This is a genomic window from Arenicella xantha, assembly GCF_003315245.1.
Lineage (GTDB): Bacteria > Pseudomonadota > Gammaproteobacteria > Arenicellales > Arenicellaceae > Arenicella > Arenicella xantha.
This window is the reverse complement of the sequence record NZ_QNRT01000001.1, coordinates 825,131-848,204: the sequence shown is the minus strand read 5'-3', so window position 1 is coordinate 848,204 and position 23,074 is coordinate 825,131. Positions and strand designations below refer to the sequence as shown.

Below are 23,074 nucleotides of genomic sequence, written 5' to 3'. Positions count from 1 at the left end.
TAAATGATGAAAAAATTTACCATTTTATTGATTGCCTTAGTGACCGGTTTAGCGGCAGGCTCCAGTGCTCTTGCTGCTGGTGGGCATGGTGCAGTCGAAGACAAAGTATATTTGAATATGTCAGATAAAGCGTCGCTGCAAAATGGCGCTAAACTGTTCATGAACTATTGTTTGGCTTGCCACAGTGCCGAGTATTCGCGTTATGAACGTGTTGCGACGGATCTAGATATTCCTTTGTATCAATTGAAGGAAAATTTGATGTTCACGACTGAGAAGCCTGGTGATTTGATGAAGACCACTATGCCCGCTGAGGATGCTAAGAGTTGGTTCGGTGTTGCACCGCCTGATTTGTCTTTGGTAGCTCGAGTGCGTGGTTCAGATTGGATATACACCTACTTACGTGCTTTTTACCAAGATGAATCGACCCCAAGTGGTTGGAACAATTCTTTGTTTGCGAATGTTGCCATGCCCCACTCAATGTATGAGTTACAAGGCGTACAGCGACTGGTTAAACGTTTAGATGCGCACGATCTAGCCTCGGCTAGCGGCCATGATGCAGAGCCGTTAGCCGCTAACCAAAAATTGGTTGGCGATGCGATTTTCGAATTGCAGCATACAGGTAAGATGACTCCAGCCGAGTTCGACAAGTCGATCGCTGATTTGACGGGTTTTTTGACCTATCTTGGTGAGCCTGCTCAACTACAACGTAAAACAATCGGCGTGTACACATTAACCTTCTTGATTATCTTGCTATTGCTTTGCATGCTACTTAAGAAAGAGTACTGGCGTGACGTCCACTAGACTTAGATTAAGATAATATTCTCTAGTCGGATAGAAAAAGCGCGGCATGGGCAAAGCCTATGTCGCGTTTTGTCCTTTTTAAAGAGTGCAGTTCTGATAAGGATATTGCGCTCTAATATTCACATATACATAGGAAATTAATCATGAGTACACTCGCAACCAGACGATCAATAATGACGCTTTATTCTGGAACCGACTGCGTGTTGAGTCATGCTTGTCGAATCGTCGTACGAGAAAAAGACATAGAGTGCGAGGTTGTTTATACCGACCCGTCTGATACTTGTCAGGAACTAGCGGAATTCAACCCATACTACGAGACACCGACGTTGGTGGATCGTGACCTTATTTTGTATGACCCTTACATCATCAATGAGTATTTGGATGAACGTTTCCCTCATCCACCGTTGATGCCGGTAGACCCCGTGTCGCGGGCTAAGCAGCGCCTAATGATTATGCGCCTTAACCGTGATTGGTTGGGGTCGTTCAAAGCATTGCAACAAGATTCAAAAGACAAGGACGCACACAAGACTATTCGTGACGGTTTTATCGCAATTTCGCCGTTATTTGCCGAGCAAGAATTTGCGATGGGCGATGAGTATTCTTTGGTCGATGTTATTTTGGCGCCATTGTTGTGGAGATTGCCAATGTTGAACATCGTGTTGCCTAAGCAAGCTCAGTCCGTTGAAGAGTATTCAGAGCGTTTGTTTGCGCGTCAAGCGTTTCAAGACAGCTTGAGTGATACCGAGCGCGATCTACGCGGATTTTAATTTTTCGAGCGCCGCGGCGCTCGAAGTGAATCTTATGACTTCCACCAAACCTTATCTACTGCGAGCAATCTTTGAGTGGGCCGAAGACAATGGCTTTACCCCTCAGGTTTTAGTTAACGCAACAGCTGACGGCGTTGAAGTGCCAACTGGCCATGTTGTTGATGGTCAGATTGTGTTGAACATTAGCTCTTCGGCGATTCAGTTACACGTTATGGATAACGAGTGTCTGAGCTTTTCCGCTCGCTTTAGCGGCATAGAGCAAGATATTTTCTTGCCGATCGACTCTATTTTGGCAATCTTTGCACGGGAAAATTCGCAAGGTATCTTTTTTGAAGAAGGGGATGATGAACTCGATCCAGACCCCAATCCAAGTGCCGCTAAGCGAAACGTGTCTGAGCCAACAAAGCTCGAGCCTAAGCAGAAGGCCAAGCGAGATGCATCGCACCTTAAAATCATTAAGTAACCCTTCGCCTAGCGTGCTTCGCTAGGCGATTCGGCAAGGATTCCCGAACTGCTACTTGAAACTGTCGAAAGCATCTCAACATACACAAGATGACATTCAGTTAGGAGTTACCTATGCCCGAATTTAGAGGCACAACCATACTCTCGGTACGCCGAGGTAATAAAGTCGTTATTGGCGGTGATGGCCAAGTTTCAATGGGCAATACCGTGATGAAGGGCAATGCACGGAAAGTTCGCCGTTTGTATAAAGGGGCTGTAATTGCAGGCTTCGCCGGTAGCACTGCCGATGCGTTTACCTTGTTTGAGTTATTCGACGCAAAGCTAGCCAAGCACCAAGGAATTCTCACTAAAGCCGCGGTCGAGTTGGCTAAAGAGTGGCGTACAGACCGTATGCTGCGTCGCCTAGAGGCTTTATTGTGCGTGGCGGACAAAGAAGCGTCTTATATTATTTCTGGCAATGGTGATGTGATCGAGCCTGAAGAAGGCGTAATGGCGATTGGTTCTGGTGGATCATTCGCTGAAGCGGCCGCCCGTGCTTTGACCCAAAACACTGATATGGGAGCTCGCGAAATAGTCGAAGCGGCACTGAATATTGCCGGCGATATCTGCGTGTTTACCAACCATAATCAGACGATTGAAGAATTGGAGTTCTAAGATGAGTGAAATGACCCCCCGCGAGATTGTTCAAGAACTCGATAAGCACATTATTGGTCAGGCGGATGCCAAGCGTGCCGTGGCGATTGCCTTGCGTAATCGTTGGCGTCGTACTCAGGTTGCAGATGAAGCATTACGCGCCGAAATTACCCCTAAAAATATTTTGATGATCGGGCCTACCGGTGTTGGTAAGACTGAGATCGCTCGTCGTTTAGCGAATTTAGCCGACGCACCTTTTCTTAAAGTCGAAGCGACCAAATTCACCGAAGTTGGTTATGTTGGTCGTGAAGTTGATTCAATTATCCGAGATCTCGCCGATATCGCCGTTAAGCGTCAACGTGAAGCCGAAATGCAGAAGATGCAGGTGCGAGCGGAAGATGCCGCTGAAGAGCGTGTCCTTGATATTTTATTGCCCCCCGCGCGCGACGTTGGCTTTAGTCCAGCGAGTAACACATCTGAAAGTAATGATGGTGCGGCGCGTCAGAAATTTCGCAAGAAGCTTCGCGAAGGTGAATTGGATGAGCGCGAAATAGAGGTTGAGGTTTCAGCAGCAAGTGCCGGAATGGAAATTTTTGGCCCGCAAGGCATGGAAGAGCTGACTAATCAATTGCAAGGCATGATGAAAAATATGGGCGCTGGAAAAAAGCAGTCTCGTAAAATGACCATCAAGGAAGCCTTGAAAGTATTGACTGAGGAAGAGGCGGGTAAGTTAGTTAATGAAGATGATATTAAGCTGGCCGCGATACAGCGTTTAGAAAATCATGGCATCGTGTTTATTGATGAGATTGATAAAATTGTTGGTCGGTCGGAAGGCGGAAAAAGTCCAGATGTGTCGCGAGAAGGCGTGCAACGAGATTTATTGCCGCTGGTCGAAGGAACGACCGTCTCCACTAAGCATGGCATGGTCAAGACGGATCATATTCTGTTTATTGGGTCAGGTGCGTTTCAATTATCTAAGCCATCGGATTTGATTCCCGAGCTGCAAGGTCGTATGCCGATTCGAGTTGAGTTGTCAGCCTTGAGCGTGGATGATTTTAAGCGAATTTTGACCGAGCCTGATGCGTCGCTAACGGAGCAATACCAAGCGTTGATGCAGACCGAGAACGTTAAATTAGCGTTTACTGAAGACGGGGTTGTGCGAATAGCCGAGTTGGCTTGGCAGGTCAACGAGAGCACCGAAAACATTGGTGCTAGACGTTTACATACTATGTTAGAGCGATTATTGGAAAGCGTCTCATTCGAAGCGAGTGACCGTTCCGGTGATAGCGTGTCGATTGATAAAGCTTATGTAAATGAACACTTAGATGAGCTCGCCGAAGACGAAGATTATGCGCGCTACATTCTTTAGCGCATGCTGAATACACGCAATCTCAGCCGCAGTACTCGCTTGATTAGGCAATGTCTTAATCAGGCGATAGTGCTCAATAACGTACTCGATGCTGAGAAATTTAGATGATTTTTGCGCTGCTCTTTATTCTTGCGTTTGTCATTAGTTTGGTGGTTTATCTAATCAGTAATCGTTGGTGGCTGGGCTCGTTGGTGTGCGCTGGATTGTTTGTGTTGAGTACCATCAGCGATACCGATGCGCGTGAGTTTTGGTCTATTACACTAATATTCGGGCTGCCGATTGTGGTGGTAGCAAGCATCTTAGGTGCCTACGTAGTTGAACTACGTCGCGGAATCGAAGATCCATTTTCTGGTGAGAAGCCATTTGCCAATGAGGGGCCATTAGCTAATGAGGAGCCTTCAGCCGATGACGATAGCTCAGACGACAACGCCGCGTCGACGCGTTAGAATCGATTCTTAGATACGATTCAAACTACCTAATCGAGGGCACTAAGTATGAGCACTACATTCAATAACAAAGTTGTTTGGATCACCGGGGCTTCTTCTGGAATCGGTGAAGCGCTTGCTTTAGAGTTTGCCCGAAGGGGGGCTATTTTAGTGCTTTCAGCGCGTCGTAAAGACGTGTTGAATGCGGTCAAGGTCGAGTGTGAAAATTTGCAGAAGACTAAGGTTGGATGCCATGTTGTGGCGTTAGACGTAACGGATTCCAAACAAATCGACAGTGCGGTCCGTCAGGTCGTAGAGACCTGTGGGCGCATTGATTTGTTGATTAATAACGCAGGCATCTCGCAACGCTCGAGTTGCTTAACCACCGAAATGAGTACCTACCGAGCATTGTTCGAGGTCGATGTGTTTGGTCAGATCGAGCTTACCAAAGCGGTTTTGCCCCTTATGCTCGAGCAAGGTCATGGTCATGTGGCCGTTACCGCCTCAGTGGCGGGCAAAATTGGTGCGCCTTTTAGAACCGGTTATTGTGCCGCTAAACATGCTGTGATGGGGTTTTTTGACTCCCTGCGAAGTGAAGTGTCTCAGCACAATATTCACGTTACAACGATTGTCCCTGGCTACATACGAACTAATATTTCCGCTAATGCGGTGGCCGGAGATGGTTCTAGGTTCGGTAAAACAGATAGCAATATCCGCGATGGCATGTCAGCTGAAGAGTGTGCCAGTATCATTGTGAATGGAATGCAAAAAGGTAAGTCAGAAATATCCGTCGGCAAAGGTCTTGAGATGCATGCGCTGTGGATAAAACGTTTTTTTCCCGGACTATTATTCAAATTGGTCAATAAGCAGTACCATAAAGCGGCTCAGCGTGACGGGTTTGAGTAATATATCTCGAAGTTGTGTGTGTTGACGCGCAGCATTCAATCACGAAATAATGCACTTACGTTGCAGTAAGTGCCATCTTAATGACGGATAACCATGGTTAATTCAGATTGTACTTCTACCCTAAGCTTAATTGATTCTGAGCTTGCGACCACGCTAACGGACATTGTTCGTGGGGTCGAAAAAGAGGGGCTGCGTGTCACAACTGACAACCATGTGGCGCAAGACCATCATCCGACAGCATTGGGGTCGACCCTGACGCATCCCAGTATTACTACCGACTACTCGGAAGCACTACTTGAGTTCATTACGCCAACCAGCACTAAGGTGCAGGATACGGTCGATTATCTCGAGCGTCTGCATAAGCTGACGCTGGAGAATCTTGATGAACAAGTTATTTGGCCGGTCAGCATGCCGTGTCGGCTCGACGGCGATAAAAGTATTCCTATTGCTGATTACGGGACGTCTAATGTCGGTACACTTAAGCATGTATACCGACAAGGGCTTGGCGTGCGCTATGGGCGTATCATGCAGTCGATAGCTGGGATTCACTATAATTTTTCTCTGCCTGATCAATTTTGGCCGTTGTATCGGAGTAAGATGCAAGCCGATAAACGGACCGTCGGTAGCTCTGTTCAGGACTTCAAGTCTGCTCAATATTTCTCACTGATACGCAATTTTCGTCGCTATTCCTGGATACTGCATTATCTATTTGGGGCATCCCCGGTGCTGGATAAAAGCTTCTTGAATGGTCGCTCGCATCAGCTGCAAGAAATACAAAAAGACACTCTCGGACTGCCTTATGCGACGTCACTGCGAATGAGTGATCTAGGCTATCAAAACACTGCTCAGCAAGGTCTCCATGTGTCTTATTCGTCGCTAGAAGAATATGTGACCACGCTTGGCGAGGCGATGCATCAATCGTATCCACCGTATGACGAAATTGGCATTAAGGTCGACGGGCAATATCGCCAGCTTAACGCAAACGTGTTGCAAATTGAGAACGAGTATTACAGTGACATCCGGCCTAAACGTGTTACGCGTTCTGGTGAAAAGCCAATCGCTGCGTTGCGTGACCGCGGAGTTGAGTACATTGAGGTTCGAATATTAGATATTAACCCGTTTGTGCCGATTGGAATTAGTGCGTCTCAGATGCGATTCCTTGATGCCTATCTTTTGTATTGTTTATTTTCTCAGTGCCCTGAAGTCAGTAATACCGGATGTCCAGAGATACGCGGCAATCAGCGAGAAGTGATTTTGCGAGGTCGAGATCCAAGCCTCACCTTGACTCGTAATAATCAGCAAGTGCCATTTAAAGAGGCAGCTCAGGAACTGCTTGAAGCGGTAATGGGCACGGCTAAATTGCTTGACCAAGCAAATCAAACCAATGAGTATTCAGAGTCGGTGCGGCAACAACAGGCAAAGGTTGTTGATAGTCATTTGACGCCGTCTGGTCAAATGATGGATGAACTCAATCAAGGAACTGATTTTGTCGAGCTCGCACGACATCAAGCAGACAGATTTAAAGACTATTTTGATGCTTTGCCACGTGATCCAAAGTTTGACGTGGAGCATGCTGAGATGGCGCAACAGTCTTTGGCCAAACAGGCAGAATTAGAGGCATCAGACACCCAGAGTTTTGACGATTTTCTGGCAGAATATAACGCCTCTTAGGACTCTTCGTGTTTTATCGTGATGTCGCGTTTAGGGAATGGGATTTCGAGTTCGTGTTCCCTGAAAGCAGCATGGATCTTTTTGAACATTATATGGGTAATCCGCCCACGGTCGGCAGGCTCGTTGATCCAGCCCATTAGTTGTACGTCTATGCCGCTATCGCGAAATCCTCGTACGCGAACCCTTGGTGTCGGATGCACGTTTATTTCGGGCTCATTCTCAGCCAATTCCATCAACAATCGTTCTACTTCGTCTAAATCCGCGTCGTAAGCACATTGCACGTCCAAGCGGATACGCATCGCAGTATGTGAGCCGCCACTTTCATTGACAATTTTGGCATTGCCGATTACTCCGTTAGGGACGGTTACTTCGATATCATCACGGGTCAGGAGTCGAGTACTGCGAATGCCAATATGAGTGACCTGACCACGTTCGCCGCTGTCAAGTATCACAAAGTCGCCAAGTTTGTAGGGGCGATCCGCCAAAATAAACACACCAGAGAACAAATTGGCTAAGGTGTCTTTAGCTGCAAAACCGACTGCGATACCAACGATTCCAGCTGAGGCCAGTAGCCCCACAGGATTGATGCCCCAAACCATTAGCACCATGTAGGCTGAAATAAGCATCAGCACTATCTTGCTAGTAATAATCAGTAATGGCTCAGTGCGGATGTCGAGTTTTCTAAAGCGGACTTGATCGCGCGATAACGTGGTAATTAGTTTTCCTGAAACCGACAAGGCCATGCGCGTTAAGGCCAATAAAATCATAGAGAGCGCGATCGGCGTAATAAATCGATAAGCTCCGTCGGTAAAGCCGGCCGATTGAGTTGCTACGATTACTCCAAACCAAAGTGTGCTCGAAAAAATCGGGCCGCGAATTTCAGAGATGATTGCATCGTCTAAGTCGCTTTTAGTTCGCTTAGATAGGTTCTCAATAAGCCGGATTACATAACGGCGAATCAGGTACGCGCCGGCCCAAAACACCAACATAATAGCGAGTGCTTCACCGGCGGGGTATTGCTGCACGAATTGCCAGTAAGGCTTAAGGACTTCCGGCAACAGCTCGACGAATTGCGGAACTTGATCCACTACGTCTTGTGCGGTCTCGGTAACGGATAGAGCTGCTTGAGGGTCCGCGGTTGGCAGACTGGCAGTGGATGATTTTAGGTCGCTCATGAATAATCTAAAGGCGATAGCTTGTATTATGCCTTGTTATAACACGCCTGCTAGTAGACTGCTCTGATCAGGGTTGGCTGTTTTGCTTGAGTCAGCCTTAAATTTTGGGGGCTATTTGCATTCTACGGTTGGAACAGGTCTATTTTTTCTACACTCTAAACGGATGTAGGTAGTTGAATTTAAGTAATTCGTATTACTTCTTTGTGCCATAAGCAGTCAGTCGTGCTTCCATTGATTGAACTCAATTTTTCTACCAATTTATGGCTCTTGGTGTGACTCAGCAGTTGTTTAGATAACGAGGTATCTATATAAATAAGGCAACGCAGCAATATTGCGACTACCTTGAAGGATGGGAATTGGTTGTCGGGCAAGAATGCCCGGCTATCGCTCATAGCCGACCTACCAAAATTTCACAAAACAGATGTTTTTCAAATTAGCAGAAATTGTGATTTCTAACACCAGAATGCAAATAGCTAATTTTTCAAGAGATGCTCTGCTTACAGGTCTTGAGATTCAATCCAATGTTGGATTTCCTTAGTGATTTCAGTGTCGGTTTTACCCTGCACCGAAATCTCAGGGCCCATTATGCAGCGAATTTTCCCCGGCTTGATCCACCAACTCTTGCTTGACCAGTACTTGCCTGCGTCATGAGCGATTGGGATAATTGGTACGTTAGCCGCTACTGCTAGCTTAGCAGCGCCTTTTTTATAGCGGCCTTGGGCGCCCCACGGAGTGCGAGTTCCTTCTGGGAATATTAATACGTAACGGCCTTCTTTGAATTTCTCTAAGCCTTGTTCGATCACTTGATCGAGCGCGTTCTTGCTGTCTTTGCGATCTATAGCAATTGGGCCGGTCGCGCGAAGTCCCATGCCGAATACCGGAATATTTAATAATTCCTTTTTTAGAACCCAGGCGAGTGGTGGCAAGAAGGTTTGTGTTGTGATGGTCTCCCACGTTGAGGAATGTGCACAGGCGAGTACGCAAGGGCGTTCTGGTAAATGCTCCATTCCTTCTAATGAGTGGCTTAGTCCACAGGTGATTCTTAGCCACCACGTGACGAATCGAGCCCAGCCAGCAATCAACTCCGAACGGCGACGGGCCGGTACTAGTAACGCAATGATAGAGACAAAGAAGAACGGAATGGTCGACAGACCTTTACCGATGTAAAACAGTACAGACCGAAATTTAATCATAATTTACGCAACAACTTGATCTGCTAGAAACGCATCAACGAAACTAGACAAATTATCGTATACCGGGGTCGTATCCCAATCCGCATCTTGCGAAATTTGCTTCATGGTCTTTTTGCCGTTGCCAGTTTTTACCAGCACTGGCGATGCACCAGCGGCTCTTGCCGCTTGTAGGTCGCGTAGTGAATCGCCGACGCTGTAAACGCCTTGAAACGAAATGTTTAGGCGTGTTGCCAACTCATCGTACAACCCGGCTTTGGGTTTGCGGCAAGCGCAGTCGTCGTCAGGATGGTGCGGGCAAAATAAGATGCTTTGGATCTTACCGCCGTACTGCTGTACGTAGTCGATCATGCGAACATGTATTCTGCCTAAGGTATTGGCAGTCAGTAAGCCGCGTCCGATACCGGATTGATTGGTGATGACCACAACGTCGATGCCGGCTTGTGATAAGCGTGCGATCGACTCCAGGCTGCCTTTGATGGGCAGCCACTCGTCTGGACTCTTGATGAACTCTGGGGAGTCTTGGTTGATTACCCCGTCGCGGTCCAAAATTACTAATTTACCTGAAGCCATTGACTAATTTTGCAACCGTGCGATATCAGCGACTCGAAGAAATAAATCTTGAATACGCTTTAGTAAGGATAAACGGTTTTGCTGCTGTGCCGGATCTTCAGTCATTACCATGACATGCTCAAAGAACTCGTCAATTGGGCTACGTAGGCCTGCTAGTAACCCGAGCCCAGCTTGGTAGTCACCAGCGTCAAATAAGGCATTACACTTGGCTTCAATCTGATTAATAGCGGTCAGTAATTGTTTTTCGGCAGGCTCCTCTAATGCAGCTTCATCGATGTCATCACTAATTACCGTAGTTTGCTTGCGCAAAATATTGCTGATGCGTTTATTGGCAGCCGCGAGGTCGGTGGCTTCTGGTGCTTGCCGAAAAGCGGCTACGGCTTTGACTCGTTGATCAAAGTCTAGCGGGCTGTTCGGTGAGCAGGCCATTACAGAGTTGATTGATGATGTATCAATTGACTGTGCCTGGTAAAACGCCATCAAACGCCCGCGAATGAAGTCAACGATGCCACGTTGAGTATCTGCATCGACCGCAAAATCTTGATTTTCTTGATAGACCTGAGCGCTATTACTTACTAATTTGGGAATCTCAAATTCGTGTTCGCACTCAATTAAAATGCGTAACACACTAAGCGCGGCTCGGCGCAAAGCGTAAGGATCTTTGTCGCCAGTCGGGACTTCGCCAGCCGCATAAATTCCAACTAAACTGTCAAGTTTGTCGGCTAAAGCGACGGCTTGTGCTTCGGCGCTAAGTGGTAGGTCGTCGCCCGCAAATTTAGGCCAATAGTGTTGTTCAATACAAGCGCCAACTAGCTCAGCTTCGCCGTCTCGGTCAGCGTAATAGTGGCCCATAATGCCTTGCAGTTCATCAAATTCACCAACCATGTCAGAGGCTAAGTCAGCCTTGGCCAAATATGCACCGCGTTGCGCAACGTCTACGTCGGCATTCATATCGGCGGCGAATAATCCGGCTAGTTTCTGTATTCGTTTGGTTTTGTCGAGTACGCTGCCCAATTTGACATGGAATAATACCGAGTCGAGTCGCTCTACACGGTTTTCCAGCTTCACCTTTTGATCGGTTTGCCAAAAGAACTGTGCATCAGAAAGGCGAGCACGCAATACTTTTTCATTGCCGCTGCGAACTTGTTCTGGATTGCTGCTTTGAATATTACTGACTGTAATAAACTTAGGCAGTAACTTTCCGTCGGCATCGACAATATGAAAATATTTTTGATGGTCACGCATTGACGATATCAAGCACTCTTGAGGAACTTCCAAAAAAGCAGGGTCGAAAGCGCCTAAAATTGCTGTGGGGTATTCCACTAGTCCAGTGACTTCGTCCAGTAGCGATTGATCTTCTTCAATGTGACCGCCAGCTGCTGTTGCTAGCGCGTGTGTTTGAGACAAAATCATGGCTTGTCGTTGTTGGAAATCAGCGACTACATGACCTTGCTCTGTTAATACATCTTGATAATCATCAGCGTGCTTGATCTCCAAGTCGCCTTGACTGTGAAAGCGGTGTCCACGCGTGGTGTTGGAGGCCGCCACGTCAAGTATCTGAATCGGCACGATCTCTGCGCCGTGCATAACCGTGACCCATTTTACTGGGCGAACAAATTCAGCTGTGCCATTGCCCCAGCGCATTCGCTTGGGTATCGGTAGTCGTTTTAGTGCCGCGTCAACTACCGAGCTTAGGAGGGCAGACAGTGGTTTGCCTTGCTCGGTAATGCTGGCGCTTAACCACTCGCCTTTGTCGGTCTTGGTGCGCCCTAATTCGTTAATCGCTAGGCCGCAAGATTTAGCAAAGCCGATTGCCGCTGGCGTTGCTTCGCCGGCGTCATTGAATGCAGCTTGCACTGCTGGGCCGCGACGCTCGCTATGTTGATCTGGTTGGCTAACAGCGGTGTTCGGTACGCTCAGTGCTAGACGCCGTGGCGTCGCATAAGATGACGCTGCGGTCAGTTCTTCGGAGCTTATTAGGCCACAGTCGAGCAATCCTTCGAGCATGCCTTGGCTAAATGCATCGGATAGTTTCTTAAGAGACTTTGGTGGCAGCTCTTCAGTACCAATCTCGATTAGTAAAGTTTGCTTAGACATGATCGCCTCCTTCAGATTTCATTCCACGTGGGAATCCGAGAGCTTCACGTGATTCGTAATACGCTTGTGCGACTCCTTTTGCTAACGCGCGAATTCTGCCGATATAACGCGCTCGTTCGGTCACACTAATGGCATGTCGAGCATCCAGTAAATTGAAACTATGTGAGGCTTTCAGTACTTTTTCGTAGGCTGGCAACGGCAGATGGTGTTCTAGCAACTGTTTGCTTTCAGCTTCGCAGGCGTTGAACTGGTGAAACAGTTCGTCAACATTGGCATGCTCAAAATTGTAGGTTGATTGTTCGACCTCATTTTGATGGTAAATATCCCGATATGTGAAATCGTCGGTCCATTGTAGATCGAAAATACTATCGACACCTTGCAAGTACATTGCTATTCGTTCAAGCCCGTAGGTGATTTCACCGGTTACTGGTCGGCAATCTAAGCCTCCGACTTGTTGAAAGTAGGTGAATTGAGTGACTTCCATGCCGTTTAACCACACTTCCCATCCAAGCCCCCATGCACCGAGAGTTGGTGATTCCCAATTGTCTTCTACAAATCGTATGTCATCGGCCAGCATGTCGATGCCGATTTGGCGTAGCGACTCTAGGTATAACTCCTGAATATTATCGGGGGATGGTTTCAGTATTACTTGGTATTGAAAGTAGTGCTGGAGTCGATTGGGGTTTTCGCCGTAACGGCCATCGGTCGGGCGACGACATGGTTGCACATAAGCGGCTCGCATTGGCTCTGGCCCAATAGCGCCCAGAAATGTTGCTGAATGAAAGGTGCCTGCGCCCATTTCAATGTCGTAAGGCTGCATAAGCATGCAGCCCTGATCAGCCCAGTAGGTCTGGAGGCGGAGGATTAAATCTTGAAAAGACAGTTTGTTACTCATTTTCCATGCGTGTCGTTGTGCGCGATCTACGTTGAGAGTATCTATCGCTCAACGAGTGATGTGCCACTAAAAAAGGCGGATCAACCCGCCCGTAGTAAGATCGATATTATAGCCGTCGAAGGCAAATATGCGAGCCTTCAATGCCTCTTTATGACGGTTCTGGCTTTCTTATGCCGTCTTTGCCCACATATGACGAGCGTGAGTAACTAGACAAATTGTCTAGATTATGACTTTAATTCATGTCTGTGTTAACAAAAAGTTATAAAACTATGGACAACTGATTAATTATCGCGTAACTTTGCGCACAGACTGAGGTCAAGCCCAAGTCGCCTAGGAGTGAGGAAAGTGCAACTAATAGCACGACTCATGAAAGTAAAAAGACTCGTTAACAAAAATAATAAATGGCGGGTCTTTTTATTTTCGTACTAGCTGGATTCCCCGTAGCTAGTTCAATGGACATTCAATTCTCTGAAATACTTTCCGCTGTTGGCACATTATTTTCTTGTAAGCTTATTTCCGTTAGCTGGCTGGCTTGGTGGTAGGTCGCGGAATTGCCGTCCGTGGCATTCCGTTTCAATGGGCGTGAACTATTTGATTAGTGTTGCCGGATCAGTGTATTCAAGGCCTTGTGCAGCGGCGACGGCTTGATACGTTAGTTTGCCGTCGTGTACGTTTAGGCCGTGTAGCAGGTCAGCATTCTGTTGCATCGCGCCTTTCCAGCCTAGGTTTGCCATCGCTAGCGTAAACGGTAGTGTGGCGTTATTCAGGGCATACGTAGATGTTTGCGGAACTGCGCCCGGCATATTGGCTACACAGTAGTGCACAACACCATCTACCACAAAGGTTGGGTCTTGGTGAGTGGTCGCTTTGGATGTCTCAAAGCAGCCGCCTTGATCGATTGCCACATCAACCACCACGGAGCCTGGTTTCATTTTGCTGATGATCTCGCGAGTAATCAATTTGGGAGCATTGGCGCCCGGAATGAGTACAGCGCCGATGACTAGATCTGATTCAATGGCGTAGCGTTCAATTGATTCTGTTGTTGAGTAGACGCAGTTAGCTTTGCCTTGAAACTCAATGTCTAGTTCGCGCAACTTGGAAATCGATCGATCAAGAATGGTGACATTGGCGCCCATGCCGCGTGCAATATACGCTGCATTTTGACCTACTACGCCGCCGCCGATAACCAGTACCTTGGCTGGCTCGGTGCCTGGTACGCCGCCCATAAGCACGCCGCATCCACCTTGTGCGCGCTCTAAGCAATGTGCGCCAGCTTGCGCTGCCAATCGGCCGGCGACCTCACTCATTGGTGCTAATAGCGGTAATGAGTTGCCAGGGCCTGTGACTGTTTCATACGCAACCGCGGTAACGCCTGATTCCAGCAGTAGGCGGGTTTGCTCTGCATCTGGAGCAAGATGAAGGTAGGTGAATAACAGCTGTCCGCGACGTAGCTGGCGGCATTCATCGGGCTGAGGCTCTTTTACTTTAACGATCATTTCGCTATCGGCATAAATGGCTTCGTTTGAAGCGGCAATCTTTGCGCCAATGGCGGTGTAAGCATTATCGTCTAGACCGATTCCGGCCGCGGCGCCGGTTGCGATGGTTACTTCATGTCCGTTCGCGATTAGTTCACGGGCACTAGCAGGGCTTAAGCCAACACGATATTCGTGGTTTTTGATCTCTTTTGGTACACCAATTTTCATTGAAATTTCCTAGCATTGACGGAGTGATTTATAGCACTAAATTTTACCGATGATTTGAGATGTCAGTAAGCGTTTTTTTATTTATATTGAGGCCTTTGCAATTAATATTTATTTATATTTCCTAATTATTGGTTATATTTACTGTCATATTAGAATTAACTAGTGATTTTCAATGTATGACTATAATGCTGACGAGCAATTAACCCTCGATAAATACGATCGTAATATCCTGACCGTGCTGCAGCGAGATGGACGGGTTTCTTATACCGACCTAGGAAAGCAGGTCGGTCTCACCACCACGCCGTGCATCGAGCGAGTTAAGAAGCTTGAGCGCGCTGGGTACATCGAAGGCTATTCAGCTCGGTTGAGTGCCAAGCATTTAGATGCCGGCTTAGTGGTATTCGTACAAGTGAGCTTGGACCGTTCAAGCAAGCAGAGCTTTGAAGACTTTCGCGCGGCAATTCAATTGCTCGATCAAGTGCAAGAATGTTACTTGGTGACGGGGAGTTTCGATTTTCTGGTAAAAGCACGGGTACGCGACATGCGGGCTTATCGTGACTTTCTGGAGGAGGAGCTGCTGGCGGTGCCAGGAGTTTATAGTTCAACCAGTATCGCGGCGATGGAAACGGTGAAAGAAACATTGGCGATTCGAGTATAGTCCGCCTACGATAATAATGAGCATTCAGCACCATGAATGAAGGAGATAGATGATGAGTATTAGTGCGTTTGATTTGTTTTCAATCGGTATCGGCCCGTCTAGTTCGCACACAGTTGGTCCGATGCGTGCTGCTGGGCTGTTTTTGGATGCGTTGCAAAATGCCGATGCTATTCATCAAACCGCTCGGATCAAGGTTGAGCTGTTTGGGTCGTTAGGCGCTACCGGCAAAGGTCATGGTTCACCAAAAGCCGTAGTCTTAGGTTTAATGGGGGAGACGCCAGAGTCGGTCGATGTGGCTACCGCATTGACTCGCTACGAATCTGTCAAAGAGCAAGGGGTTCTTAATTTGGCAGCTCAAAAAGAGATAAAGTTTGATCGAGAAAAGGACCTGATCTTACATTTCCGTAAATCGCTACCGGGTCATAGTAATGGTATGACCTTTATGGCGTACGATGAGTCTGGTGCTGAACTGGTCGGAAAGACGTATTACTCAGTAGGGGGCGGCTTCGTCGTGCCTGAAGGTGGTGAAACATTAACACCCGATACTACGCCGTTGCCTTACACGTTTGCTTCTGCTGACGAATTGCTCGCATTGTGTGATGAGCATCAATTGTCGATTTCAGAGCTCATGTTGCAGAACGAGAAAGTGTGGCGGAGTGAGGCTGAGATTGAGCGCAGATTGCTGGATATTTGGGCTGTGATGCAAGAATGTGTGAGTAATGGGCTGCGAAATAGTGGCGTGTTGCCGGGCGGCTTAAAAGTCCAGCGGCGTGCCAAAGAAATGCATGACAAATTGTTGGCATCACCTGAACGCTCGTTGTCTGATCCGCTAGCTGTGCTGGATTGGGTAACGCTTTACGCGCTTGCGGTGAATGAAGAAAATGCAGCTGGCGGTCGTGTTGTCACTGCACCAACTAATGGTGCGGCAGGAATTATTCCGGCGGTATTGCACTACTATACGCGCTTCACTCACGGAGCTTCTGAGCAGGGCGTGATGCGGTTTTTACTTACCGCCGCGGCAATTGGCATTCTTTATAAACGTAATGCTTCCATTAGTGGTGCTGAAGTCGGATGTCAGGGCGAGGTGGGCTCGGCTTGTTCTATGGCTGCAGGTGCACTGACTGAAGTTCTGGGGGGATCCACACGCCAAGTAGAGAATGCGGCCGAAATTGCCATGGAGCATAACCTTGGACTTACTTGTGACCCGATTGGAGGGCTGGTTCAGGTGCCGTGCATTGAGCGTAATGCTATGGCGTCAGTGAAGGCCATTCACGCCGCCAGAATTGCTCTAAAAGGCGATGGTTCGCATTATGTATCCTTGGATAAAGTGATCAAGACTATGCGCCTAACTGGTAAGGATATGAAAGATAAGTATAAGGAAACGGCTCGTGGCGGCCTTGCTATTAATGTGGTGGAGCTGCCGGTTAATGTCGTTGAGTGTTGAATTTCTGCACCAATTAGGTGCTAATATTGCGGAATAGCACCATTTTGGTGCGCGAATGCATTATTTTCTGGCATTATTATTGTGCAAAGCCCCTAAAATGGGGCACTCACTACTGAATAGTTGTTTCGATAAAGTTGGCACAGAGCTTGCTTTGTTAAGTCGACCAATCGCAGTGCACAGTGTTGGTCAACGTTGCTATTGTTCAGCGGCGGTTACTTGTAGATGCTAAAACGTTAAGCATTTGCAAACAGCTCGAAGAGTAGCCTAATCGGCTGCTCAATTGAGTTGTGACCGCGGTTGCAGGGCGACACCTGAGAAGTAACGGCTTTTGCGAGCTGTCACCAAAATTTAATTAACAGTTATCGAGGTAACAAAATGTCAGTCAAAGACGTTTTAAAGCAGATTAAAGACGAAGATATCAAGTATGTAGATTTTCGTTTCACTGACACACGCGGTAAGGAACAACACGTTACAGTTCCGACTAGTGTGGTCGACGAAGATATGTTCGAAGAAGGCAAAATGTTTGATGGGTCATCGGTTGCCGGTTGGAAAGGTATCAATGAATCCGACATGATTCTAATGCCTGAAGCTGATTCTGCTGTTATTGATCCGTTCTTCCAAGATAAGACTTTGAATATTCGTTGCGACATTATTGAACCATCGACTATGAGTGGCTATGACCGTGATCCACGTTCGATTGCCAAGCGTGCCGAAGCTTATTTAAAAGAGACCGGTATTGGTGATACGGCGTATTTTGGTCCAGAAAACGAATTTTTTGTTTTTGACGATGTGCGTTTCTCCACTGAACCTCGCGGCGCGTTCTTCGAAATTGATTCGTCAGAAGCTTATTGGAACTCTGACAAGCCTTATGAAGGCGGCAATATGGGGCATCGTCCGGGCTTGAAAGGTGGTTACTTCCCAGTGCCTCCGGTTGATTCCTTGCATGACCTACGTTCAGCTATGTGTCAGTCGTCAGAAGCGATGGGCGTACCAACTGAAGTGCATCATCATGAAGTTGCCACAGCGGGTCAGTGTGAAATCGGTACGATTTTTAACACTTTGGTGCGCAAAGCTGACGAAGTCCAGATCTTTAAATATGCGGTTCACAATACGGCCCATATGTTTGGTAAGACAGCTACCTTTATGCCTAAGCCAATCGTTGGTGATAATGGTTCTGGTATGCACGTTCATCAGTCGATCTTTAAAGACGGTGAGAACATGTTTGCCGGTGACGGTTACGGCGGTCTTAGTGAAACGGCGCTATATTATATTGGCGGTATTTTTAAGCATGCTAAAGCCATCAATGCTTTCGCTAACGCGTCAACAAACAGTTATAAACGCCTAGTTCCAGGCTTTGAGGCGCCGGTATTGTTGGCCTATTCTGCACGCAATCGATCAGCTTCTTGTCGAATTCCTTACGTGACTAATCCCAAAGGTCGTCGTATTGAAATTCGTTTCCCTGACTCAACCGCTAACCCTTATTTGGCGTTTACCGCGATGCTGATGGCGGGTATTGATGGGATTCAAAACAAGATTCATCCTGGCGATGCTGCTGACGAAGACTTGTACGAGTTGCCGCCAGCTGAGCAAGCTAAAATACCAACGGTTGCGGCCGGCTTGGATTACGCGCTTGAAGCATTAGATGCAGATCGTGAGTTCTTGCTTGCTGGTGGTGTATTCAGTGATAGCGCCATTGATGGTTACATTGAGTTGAAGCAGGCGGAAGTTGATGCGCTACGTATGAGTACGCATCCAATTGAGTTCCAACTGTCTTACAGCTGCTAGTCATTAGCGAGGAAAACGCCTCAGATATCTGGGGCGTTTTTGCCTCCACTTGCCATAAGTTTTCAGTCTAGGATGGACAGATAGCTTCATAACGATCTTTCTTTTTGGGTAACTGAAGGAAAGTCCACACCTCTTTGCACTATAATGGTGCAATCGGGTCTTTTAGCCGAATTGAAATGTGACCGAGTACTGTGGATAGTCAAGATCTAATAGAGAGCTTAGAATGCGCCTTGTTGTTGGTCGACACAGGCGGCAAAATCGTGCGTGTAAATATCGCTGCTGAAACGCTGTTCTGCCAAAGTCGACGGTATCTAGTTGGTCTTTCTATTCCGGAACTTATTCCAGACGAGTTAGTGCAGTCCTGTGTTCACAAATGTATGACGCAGAACGCTAAGTTCACCTTGCGCGAAATTGAGTTGGAGATATCTGGTTACCAGGCGTTGGTGGATATGACGTTGTCCGCGGTTGGCGGTACTGCCAAATCGGGTTCGGCTACTTTGATTGAAATTAATTCGATTAATCGTATCTCTCGCTTCATGAAAGAAAAGAATCAGCTTGAGCGGCAGCAATCCTTTCGCTTAATGATGCGAGGCTTGGCGCATGAGATTAAGAACCCTTTAGGGGGAATTCGAGGCGCCGCTCAGTTGTTGGACCGCGAGATCAAGGATCCATCGCGCAAAGAGCTAACCGACATACTCATTAAAGAAGCCGACCGGTTGACACGCTTAGTTGATCGCGTGATGGGCTCACGAGAGCAGCTCAAACCGGTGCGACTTAACATTCACGAAGTGCTAGAGCATGTGGTGCATTTAGTCAGTGTAAAAAACAGCAAGCGTTTGGTGGTGAATCGAATTTACGATCCTGCGTTGCCCGAAGTAAGCGTGGATCGTGAGCAGATGATTCAGGCGGTGCTAAACATCGTGGGGAATGCCATTGAGGCGCAAGACGGAAAGCGTTTTATCACCTTAGGCTTGATCACAAAATTCGAACGCTTTGTTACGATTAATCAAGCGATGCACCGGCAAGCATTGAAAATCAAGATTTGGGATGAAGGTCCCGGTGTGCCGGAAGAAATGAAAGAAATATTGTTCGACCCTTTGATCACTGGCCGGCCAGAGGGCAGTGGGCTTGGCTTATCGATCACGCAAGAAATAGTGCAGCGTCATAACGGCGTGGTTTTGCTAGAGGATTATCACGGCAAAACATGCTTCTCCATTTATTTGCCGTACACGTCTGAGGAAGAAAGCGATGCATAAAGTTTGGATTGTGGATGACGACTCATCTATTCGCTGGGTACTCGCGCGCGCGCTCAGAGCGGAAGACTTTGAAGTGAGTGACTTCGTTGATGCAGAGTCAGTCTTGAGTGCACTGCAGGACGGTGTTCCGGACGTGCTGATGACCGATATTCGTATGCCCGGAATGAGTGGCCTCGAGTTGGCTAAAGAGCTGCATGATAAGCATCCACGTGTTCCGTGCATCATTATGACCGCGCATACTGACCTCGATAGCGCCCTTGCGTCATACGAAAGTGGTGCTTTCGAATACCTGCCTAAACCTTTCGACTTGGATGAGGCCGTGCGATTAGTGCGGCGGGCGGTTGAGCCCGCAGATGGGCAGTCGACCGAAGCAAGCTTGCCGGAGAGTGAGGTCGAAATTATCGGCGAAGCGCCAGCCATGCAAGAGGTATTCCGCGCTATTGGGCGCCTCGCAAAGTCAAATATTAATGTAATGGTATGTGGTCAGTCTGGTACCGGTAAGGAGCTTGTTGCCAATGCGTTGCATCGTCATAGTCCACGAGCTAAAAATCCATTTGTCGCGATTAATATTGCTGCTATTCCGGCTGAACTTTTGGAGTCGGAGCTTTTTGGTCATGAGAAGGGCGCCTTCACCGGGGCGCAAGCTCAGCGTAAAGGTCGCTTTGAGCAAGCTCATAAAGGCACCTTGTTTTTAGATGAAATTGGCGAAATGACAGCCGAGCTGCAAACTAGATTGCTGCGTGTGCTGTCAGATAGGCGATTCTATCGAGTTGGTGGACGCGACCTTATTTCGGTCGACGTGCGCGTTTTGGCGGCGACAAATCGCGATTTAGAGAAACAGGTCAGCGAAGGAAAATTTCGCGAAGACTTGTATCATCGTTTGAATGTTATTCGTATCGACTTGCCTACTTTAAGTGAGCGGTTAGAGGATATTCCGTTATTAGCTAAGCGTTTCTTGCGTTCGAGCGCCGATGAACTTGAAGTTGATATGAAAGTACTTTCTGATGAAGCCATGGTGCGGATGATGGCGTACGACTGGCCGGGTAATGTGCGTCAATTAGAAAATATCTGTCGATGGATCACGGTAATGGCTCCGGCGACAACGGTTGGTGTTGAGGACTTGCCTAAAGAGGTGCTTGGTGAGCCTGCCGAAACACGAATTGTTAACTGGGAAGCTGCGTTGGCTAAAGTTGTGAGACAAAAGTTGAACCTCGGGCAGCACGATGTACTCCCAGATTTGGTGAAACAGTTTGAGACCACTTTGCTAAAAGTCGCCCTTGATCACACTGGTGGGCATCGACAAAACGCCGCTAGATTGTTAGGTTGGGGGAGAAATACACTGGCGCGTAAACTAAAAGAGCTAAACTTAGACTAAGGTGTGGATAGACGGTCGGAAACCGTTGGCGCAGTGTATAATTATCTAACTCCGTTAACTACAATATTTCCGTTATCGTATGAATATCAAGGTCGGTTTTCTCATTTTTTGTAGCGTATTGTCGCTTCTTTTTGTGTCGGCTAGCTCCGCTCAGACTCGCTACGTAACCGATGATTTTGAAATCATGCTGCGTACTGGGCCTAGTGTGCAGAACAAAATTGTTAAGGCGCTAAAAAGTGGAACACGGTTAGAAGTATTACGCTTAGATGCCGGCAATGGCCATAGCCAAGTTCAAACATCTCAGGGCGAGATTGGGTATGTGTTGACGCGTTTCTTAAGTCAAAATGAATCGGCACGCAATCGTGTTCGATATCTCGAGCAGCAGCTCAAGCAATTGAGCTCCAAGCCAGGAGAGCTACAAACGCTGTTGGCGAATAGCCAAGCAGAAAATCAAGATTTAATTCAGCTGAATACGAGTTTGACAGATCAGTTGCAAGCGGCAACCACAGAGCTTGCCGATATCAAGAAAATTTCGGGAGATTCTGTCAACTTGGCGCAACGCAGTCGTAAGCTGGAGAGTGAGGTTCAGCAGCTTCTCCTGCAATTAGATGATATACGTATCCAAAACGAAGTGCTTAAAGACCAAAGTGCAAAGCGATGGTATGTGCTTGGTGGCGGTACGGTTTTTATTGGTTTGTTGCTCGGCTGGATATTATCGATCGCAAAGCGGCCTCGCCGACAATCTTGGGGAGCTTAGGCGTTGCTCGAATACGCCAACATTAGCCTGAGGCTTCTGTCCGTATCTCAGATATTACTCTTTATGTTTCTGATCGCCTGCTCAGATAACCCTCAGCGGGTTAGAGGAGTGGGAGCATTGTTGATGATCGGGATAATTTCATATTTGTGCATGCCGTTGCTGAAAGCGTATACCCCATACAGCGAGCACGTTCGATTCTTTTGGTACTTTTCGGCTATTACGCCCTGCTTGCTACTCGTGTTCTCATGGTTTATTTTTGAGGAGAACTGTCGCATACCAATTTGGATGGTAGTGTTAGTGGGTTTTTCTTTGCTCGCGTCACTGTGGTTTCAGTTCACTGAAGCAGGGTTGCCGGGTTCACCAATTTGGCTGCAAATGCTAAAAGCTTTGATTGCCGCGATGGCGATATTTGTGGTGTGGCGCGGGCGTGATAATGATTTGGTCGAGATGCGGGCAAAATTACGTAACATCTTTACCTTACTGCTAGCGCTGCTTATTTTCATCGTATTCTGGGTAGAAGTGCTTACCGACTTCAATCCGCCATTGGAGCTAGCGGTGATGACTGGTTTGGTGATTTTCGTGTTTTCGTTCACCTTGAATTACTTTTTGATTAAGTTAAACCCAACTGCGCGACTCATTAGTCTTCCGGTGCCTACTCCTGCTGTAAGTGATGATCCGTTGATGCGTGAGCTATTGGTCAAGATGCGTTCTGAGCGCCTGTATGCTGATCACGATTTGAGAGTGAGTACCTTGGCTGGGTTGTTGAATATTCCCGAGTACAAACTACGAAAAAAAATAAACCAAGAGCTCGGTTATCGTAATTTTAATCAGTTTATAAACAATTATCGAATCGAAGAAGCCGGGGTAAAGCTCAGGGAAGATACTCGGATACCGGTTCTGAGTATTGCCTTGGATGTTGGGTTTCGTTCGATATCATCATTTAATAGCGCCTTCCAAGCGCAATTTGGCGTGTCGCCAACTAAATATCGTGCCGAATTCCTTTCGGATAATTGAAAACTCTATCGAATTTTAAAATTCAGCAGAGTCTCTCAACTATTCGGCAGAGTTTCAAAAAGAAAAGAGTTGAAATACGTTCCAGTCACAGGGTCGCTGATTGCTGGTGCTCCATGAC

21 protein-coding genes are annotated in these 23,074 nt (G+C 47.4%); 15 read left to right on the top strand and 6 right to left on the bottom strand.

All coding sequences use genetic code 11. The features are described 5' to 3' along the window. The first annotated feature begins 6 nt into the window (after nt 1–6). From DFR28_RS03555 to gshA, 8 genes are all read left to right on the top strand, one after another. Nucleotides 7–801 (top strand): cytochrome c1, encoded by a 795-nt coding sequence (locus tag DFR28_RS03555; protein WP_113952912.1) that lies wholly within the window; start codon nt 7–9, stop codon nt 799–801. Between the two features lie 143 nt (nt 802–944). Next, nucleotides 945–1,568 (top strand): glutathione S-transferase N-terminal domain-containing protein, encoded by a 624-nt coding sequence (locus DFR28_RS03550; RefSeq protein WP_113952911.1) that lies wholly within the window; start codon nt 945–947, stop codon nt 1,566–1,568. A 34-nt stretch (nt 1,569–1,602) separates the two neighbouring features. Further along, a complete protein-coding gene (locus DFR28_RS03545; RefSeq protein WP_211316835.1) occupies nt 1,603–2,031 on the top strand; it encodes a ClpXP protease specificity-enhancing factor in 429 nt (142 codons plus the stop codon). A 113-nt stretch (nt 2,032–2,144) separates the two neighbouring features. Next, nucleotides 2,145–2,684, top strand: coding sequence for an ATP-dependent protease subunit HslV (gene hslV / locus DFR28_RS03540; protein ID WP_113952910.1), 540 nt, complete (start codon nt 2,145–2,147; stop codon nt 2,682–2,684). A 1-nt stretch (nt 2,685) separates the two neighbouring features. Further along, the gene (gene hslU / locus DFR28_RS03535) at nt 2,686–4,032 is read left to right on the top strand and encodes an ATP-dependent protease ATPase subunit HslU (RefSeq protein ID WP_113952909.1); all 1,347 of its coding nucleotides are present in this window, start codon (nt 2,686–2,688) and stop codon (nt 4,030–4,032) included. Nucleotides 4,033–4,136: 104 nt separating this feature from the next. Continuing rightward, nucleotides 4,137–4,478 carry a hypothetical protein gene (locus DFR28_RS03530; RefSeq protein WP_113952908.1) on the top strand — a complete coding sequence of 114 codons (342 nt, stop codon included), beginning with the start codon at nt 4,137–4,139 and terminating at the stop codon, nt 4,476–4,478. A gap of 48 nt (nt 4,479–4,526) precedes the next feature. Then, nucleotides 4,527–5,363, top strand: coding sequence for an SDR family oxidoreductase (locus tag DFR28_RS03525; RefSeq protein ID WP_113952907.1), 837 nt, complete (start codon nt 4,527–4,529; stop codon nt 5,361–5,363). A 93-nt stretch (nt 5,364–5,456) separates the two neighbouring features. After that, nucleotides 5,457–7,034 carry a glutamate--cysteine ligase gene (gshA, locus tag DFR28_RS03520; protein WP_113952906.1) on the top strand — a complete coding sequence of 526 codons (1,578 nt, stop codon included), beginning with the start codon at nt 5,457–5,459 and terminating at the stop codon, nt 7,032–7,034. On the opposite strand, the gene DFR28_RS03515 is transcribed toward gshA, so the two are convergent. The 6 genes from DFR28_RS03515 to ald form a co-directional block, all read right to left on the bottom strand. After that, nucleotides 7,031–8,209 carry a mechanosensitive ion channel family protein gene (locus tag DFR28_RS03515; protein WP_113952905.1) on the bottom strand — a complete coding sequence of 393 codons (1,179 nt, stop codon included), beginning with the start codon at nt 8,207–8,209 and terminating at the stop codon, nt 7,031–7,033. The two genes, gshA and DFR28_RS03515, sit on opposite strands and share 4 nt — an antisense overlap. A 497-nt stretch (nt 8,210–8,706) precedes the next feature. Then, on the bottom strand, nt 8,707–9,402 hold the full coding sequence (locus tag DFR28_RS03510; RefSeq protein WP_113952904.1) for a lysophospholipid acyltransferase family protein: 696 nt from the start codon (nt 9,400–9,402) through the stop codon (nt 8,707–8,709). 3 nt (nt 9,403–9,405) lie between these two features. Further along, nucleotides 9,406–9,972, bottom strand: a complete 567-nt coding sequence (gmhB, locus tag DFR28_RS03505; RefSeq protein ID WP_113952903.1) for a D-glycero-beta-D-manno-heptose 1,7-bisphosphate 7-phosphatase — start codon at nt 9,970–9,972, stop codon at nt 9,406–9,408. 3 nt (nt 9,973–9,975) lie between these two features. Continuing rightward, on the bottom strand, nt 9,976–12,069 hold the full coding sequence (gene glyS, locus DFR28_RS03500) for a glycine--tRNA ligase subunit beta (protein ID WP_113952902.1): 2,094 nt from the start codon (nt 12,067–12,069) through the stop codon (nt 9,976–9,978). Continuing rightward, nucleotides 12,062–12,964 (bottom strand): glycine--tRNA ligase subunit alpha, encoded by a 903-nt coding sequence (glyQ, locus tag DFR28_RS03495; RefSeq protein ID WP_113952901.1) that lies wholly within the window; start codon nt 12,962–12,964, stop codon nt 12,062–12,064. The genes glyS and glyQ overlap by 8 nt, the downstream gene beginning before the upstream one ends. Nucleotides 12,965–13,551: 587 nt before the next feature. Then, nucleotides 13,552–14,667 (bottom strand): alanine dehydrogenase, encoded by a 1,116-nt coding sequence (gene ald, locus DFR28_RS03490; RefSeq protein WP_113952900.1) that lies wholly within the window; start codon nt 14,665–14,667, stop codon nt 13,552–13,554. A gap of 172 nt (nt 14,668–14,839) precedes the next feature. On the opposite strand from ald, the gene DFR28_RS03485 reads away from it, so the two are divergent. The 7 genes from DFR28_RS03485 (at nt 14,840) to DFR28_RS03455 (ending at nt 22,956) form a co-directional block, all read left to right on the top strand. Continuing rightward, nucleotides 14,840–15,325, top strand: coding sequence for an Lrp/AsnC ligand binding domain-containing protein (locus tag DFR28_RS03485; protein ID WP_113952899.1), 486 nt, complete (start codon nt 14,840–14,842; stop codon nt 15,323–15,325). 52 nt (nt 15,326–15,377) lie between these two features. Further along, the gene (locus DFR28_RS03480; RefSeq protein WP_113952898.1) at nt 15,378–16,769 is read left to right on the top strand and encodes an L-serine ammonia-lyase; all 1,392 of its coding nucleotides are present in this window, start codon (nt 15,378–15,380) and stop codon (nt 16,767–16,769) included. 375 nt (nt 16,770–17,144) lie between these two features. Next, nucleotides 17,145–18,554, top strand: a complete 1,410-nt coding sequence (gene glnA, locus DFR28_RS03475) for a glutamate--ammonia ligase (protein ID WP_113952897.1) — start codon at nt 17,145–17,147, stop codon at nt 18,552–18,554. Nucleotides 18,555–18,745: 191 nt separating this feature from the next. Next, nucleotides 18,746–19,810: a nitrogen regulation protein NR(II) gene (gene glnL / locus DFR28_RS03470; protein ID WP_113952896.1), complete on the top strand. Its 1,065-nt coding sequence runs from the start codon at nt 18,746–18,748 to the stop codon at nt 19,808–19,810. Then, nucleotides 19,803–21,185: a nitrogen regulation protein NR(I) gene (gene ntrC / locus DFR28_RS03465; protein WP_113952895.1), complete on the top strand. Its 1,383-nt coding sequence runs from the start codon at nt 19,803–19,805 to the stop codon at nt 21,183–21,185. The genes glnL and ntrC overlap by 8 nt, the downstream gene beginning before the upstream one ends. Before the next feature lie 79 nt (nt 21,186–21,264). After that, a complete protein-coding gene (locus DFR28_RS03460; RefSeq protein ID WP_113952894.1) occupies nt 21,265–21,942 on the top strand; it encodes a TIGR04211 family SH3 domain-containing protein in 678 nt (225 codons plus the stop codon). 123 nt (nt 21,943–22,065) lie between these two features. Next, on the top strand, nt 22,066–22,956 hold the full coding sequence (locus tag DFR28_RS03455; protein ID WP_170131963.1) for an AraC family transcriptional regulator: 891 nt from the start codon (nt 22,066–22,068) through the stop codon (nt 22,954–22,956). The last annotated feature ends 118 nt before the right edge of the window (nt 22,957–23,074 follow it).

What these genes read in the sequence shown, in the direction of transcription:
- DFR28_RS03530 (WP_113952908.1), top strand. Translation starts at nt 4,137, where the DNA reads ATGATTTTTGCGCTGCTCTTTATTCTTGCGTTTGTCATTAGTTTGGTG.
- gmhB (WP_113952903.1), bottom strand. Translation starts at nt 9,972, where the DNA reads ATGGCTTCAGGTAAATTAGTAATTTTGGACCGCGACGGGGTAATCAAC.
- DFR28_RS03485 (WP_113952899.1), top strand. Translation starts at nt 14,840, where the DNA reads ATGTATGACTATAATGCTGACGAGCAATTAACCCTCGATAAATACGAT.
- ald (WP_113952900.1), bottom strand. Translation starts at nt 14,667, where the DNA reads ATGAAAATTGGTGTACCAAAAGAGATCAAAAACCACGAATATCGTGTT.
- DFR28_RS03510 (WP_113952904.1), bottom strand. Translation starts at nt 9,402, where the DNA reads ATGATTAAATTTCGGTCTGTACTGTTTTACATCGGTAAAGGTCTGTCG.
- ntrC (WP_113952895.1), top strand. Translation starts at nt 19,803, where the DNA reads ATGCATAAAGTTTGGATTGTGGATGACGACTCATCTATTCGCTGGGTA.
- DFR28_RS03555 (WP_113952912.1), top strand. Translation starts at nt 7, where the DNA reads ATGAAAAAATTTACCATTTTATTGATTGCCTTAGTGACCGGTTTAGCG.
- DFR28_RS03550 (WP_113952911.1), top strand. Translation starts at nt 945, where the DNA reads ATGAGTACACTCGCAACCAGACGATCAATAATGACGCTTTATTCTGGA.
- glnA (WP_113952897.1), top strand. Translation starts at nt 17,145, where the DNA reads ATGTCAGTCAAAGACGTTTTAAAGCAGATTAAAGACGAAGATATCAAG.
- hslU (WP_113952909.1), top strand. Translation starts at nt 2,686, where the DNA reads ATGAGTGAAATGACCCCCCGCGAGATTGTTCAAGAACTCGATAAGCAC.
- glyS (WP_113952902.1), bottom strand. Translation starts at nt 12,069, where the DNA reads ATGTCTAAGCAAACTTTACTAATCGAGATTGGTACTGAAGAGCTGCCA.
- DFR28_RS03515 (WP_113952905.1), bottom strand. Translation starts at nt 8,209, where the DNA reads ATGAGCGACCTAAAATCATCCACTGCCAGTCTGCCAACCGCGGACCCT.
- hslV (WP_113952910.1), top strand. Translation starts at nt 2,145, where the DNA reads ATGCCCGAATTTAGAGGCACAACCATACTCTCGGTACGCCGAGGTAAT.
- DFR28_RS03460 (WP_113952894.1), top strand. Translation starts at nt 21,265, where the DNA reads ATGAATATCAAGGTCGGTTTTCTCATTTTTTGTAGCGTATTGTCGCTT.
- gshA (WP_113952906.1), top strand. Translation starts at nt 5,457, where the DNA reads ATGGTTAATTCAGATTGTACTTCTACCCTAAGCTTAATTGATTCTGAG.
- DFR28_RS03455 (WP_170131963.1), top strand. Translation starts at nt 22,066, where the DNA reads ATGATCGGGATAATTTCATATTTGTGCATGCCGTTGCTGAAAGCGTAT.
- glyQ (WP_113952901.1), bottom strand. Translation starts at nt 12,964, where the DNA reads ATGAGTAACAAACTGTCTTTTCAAGATTTAATCCTCCGCCTCCAGACC.
- DFR28_RS03525 (WP_113952907.1), top strand. Translation starts at nt 4,527, where the DNA reads ATGAGCACTACATTCAATAACAAAGTTGTTTGGATCACCGGGGCTTCT.
- DFR28_RS03545 (WP_211316835.1), top strand. Translation starts at nt 1,603, where the DNA reads ATGACTTCCACCAAACCTTATCTACTGCGAGCAATCTTTGAGTGGGCC.
- DFR28_RS03480 (WP_113952898.1), top strand. Translation starts at nt 15,378, where the DNA reads ATGAGTATTAGTGCGTTTGATTTGTTTTCAATCGGTATCGGCCCGTCT.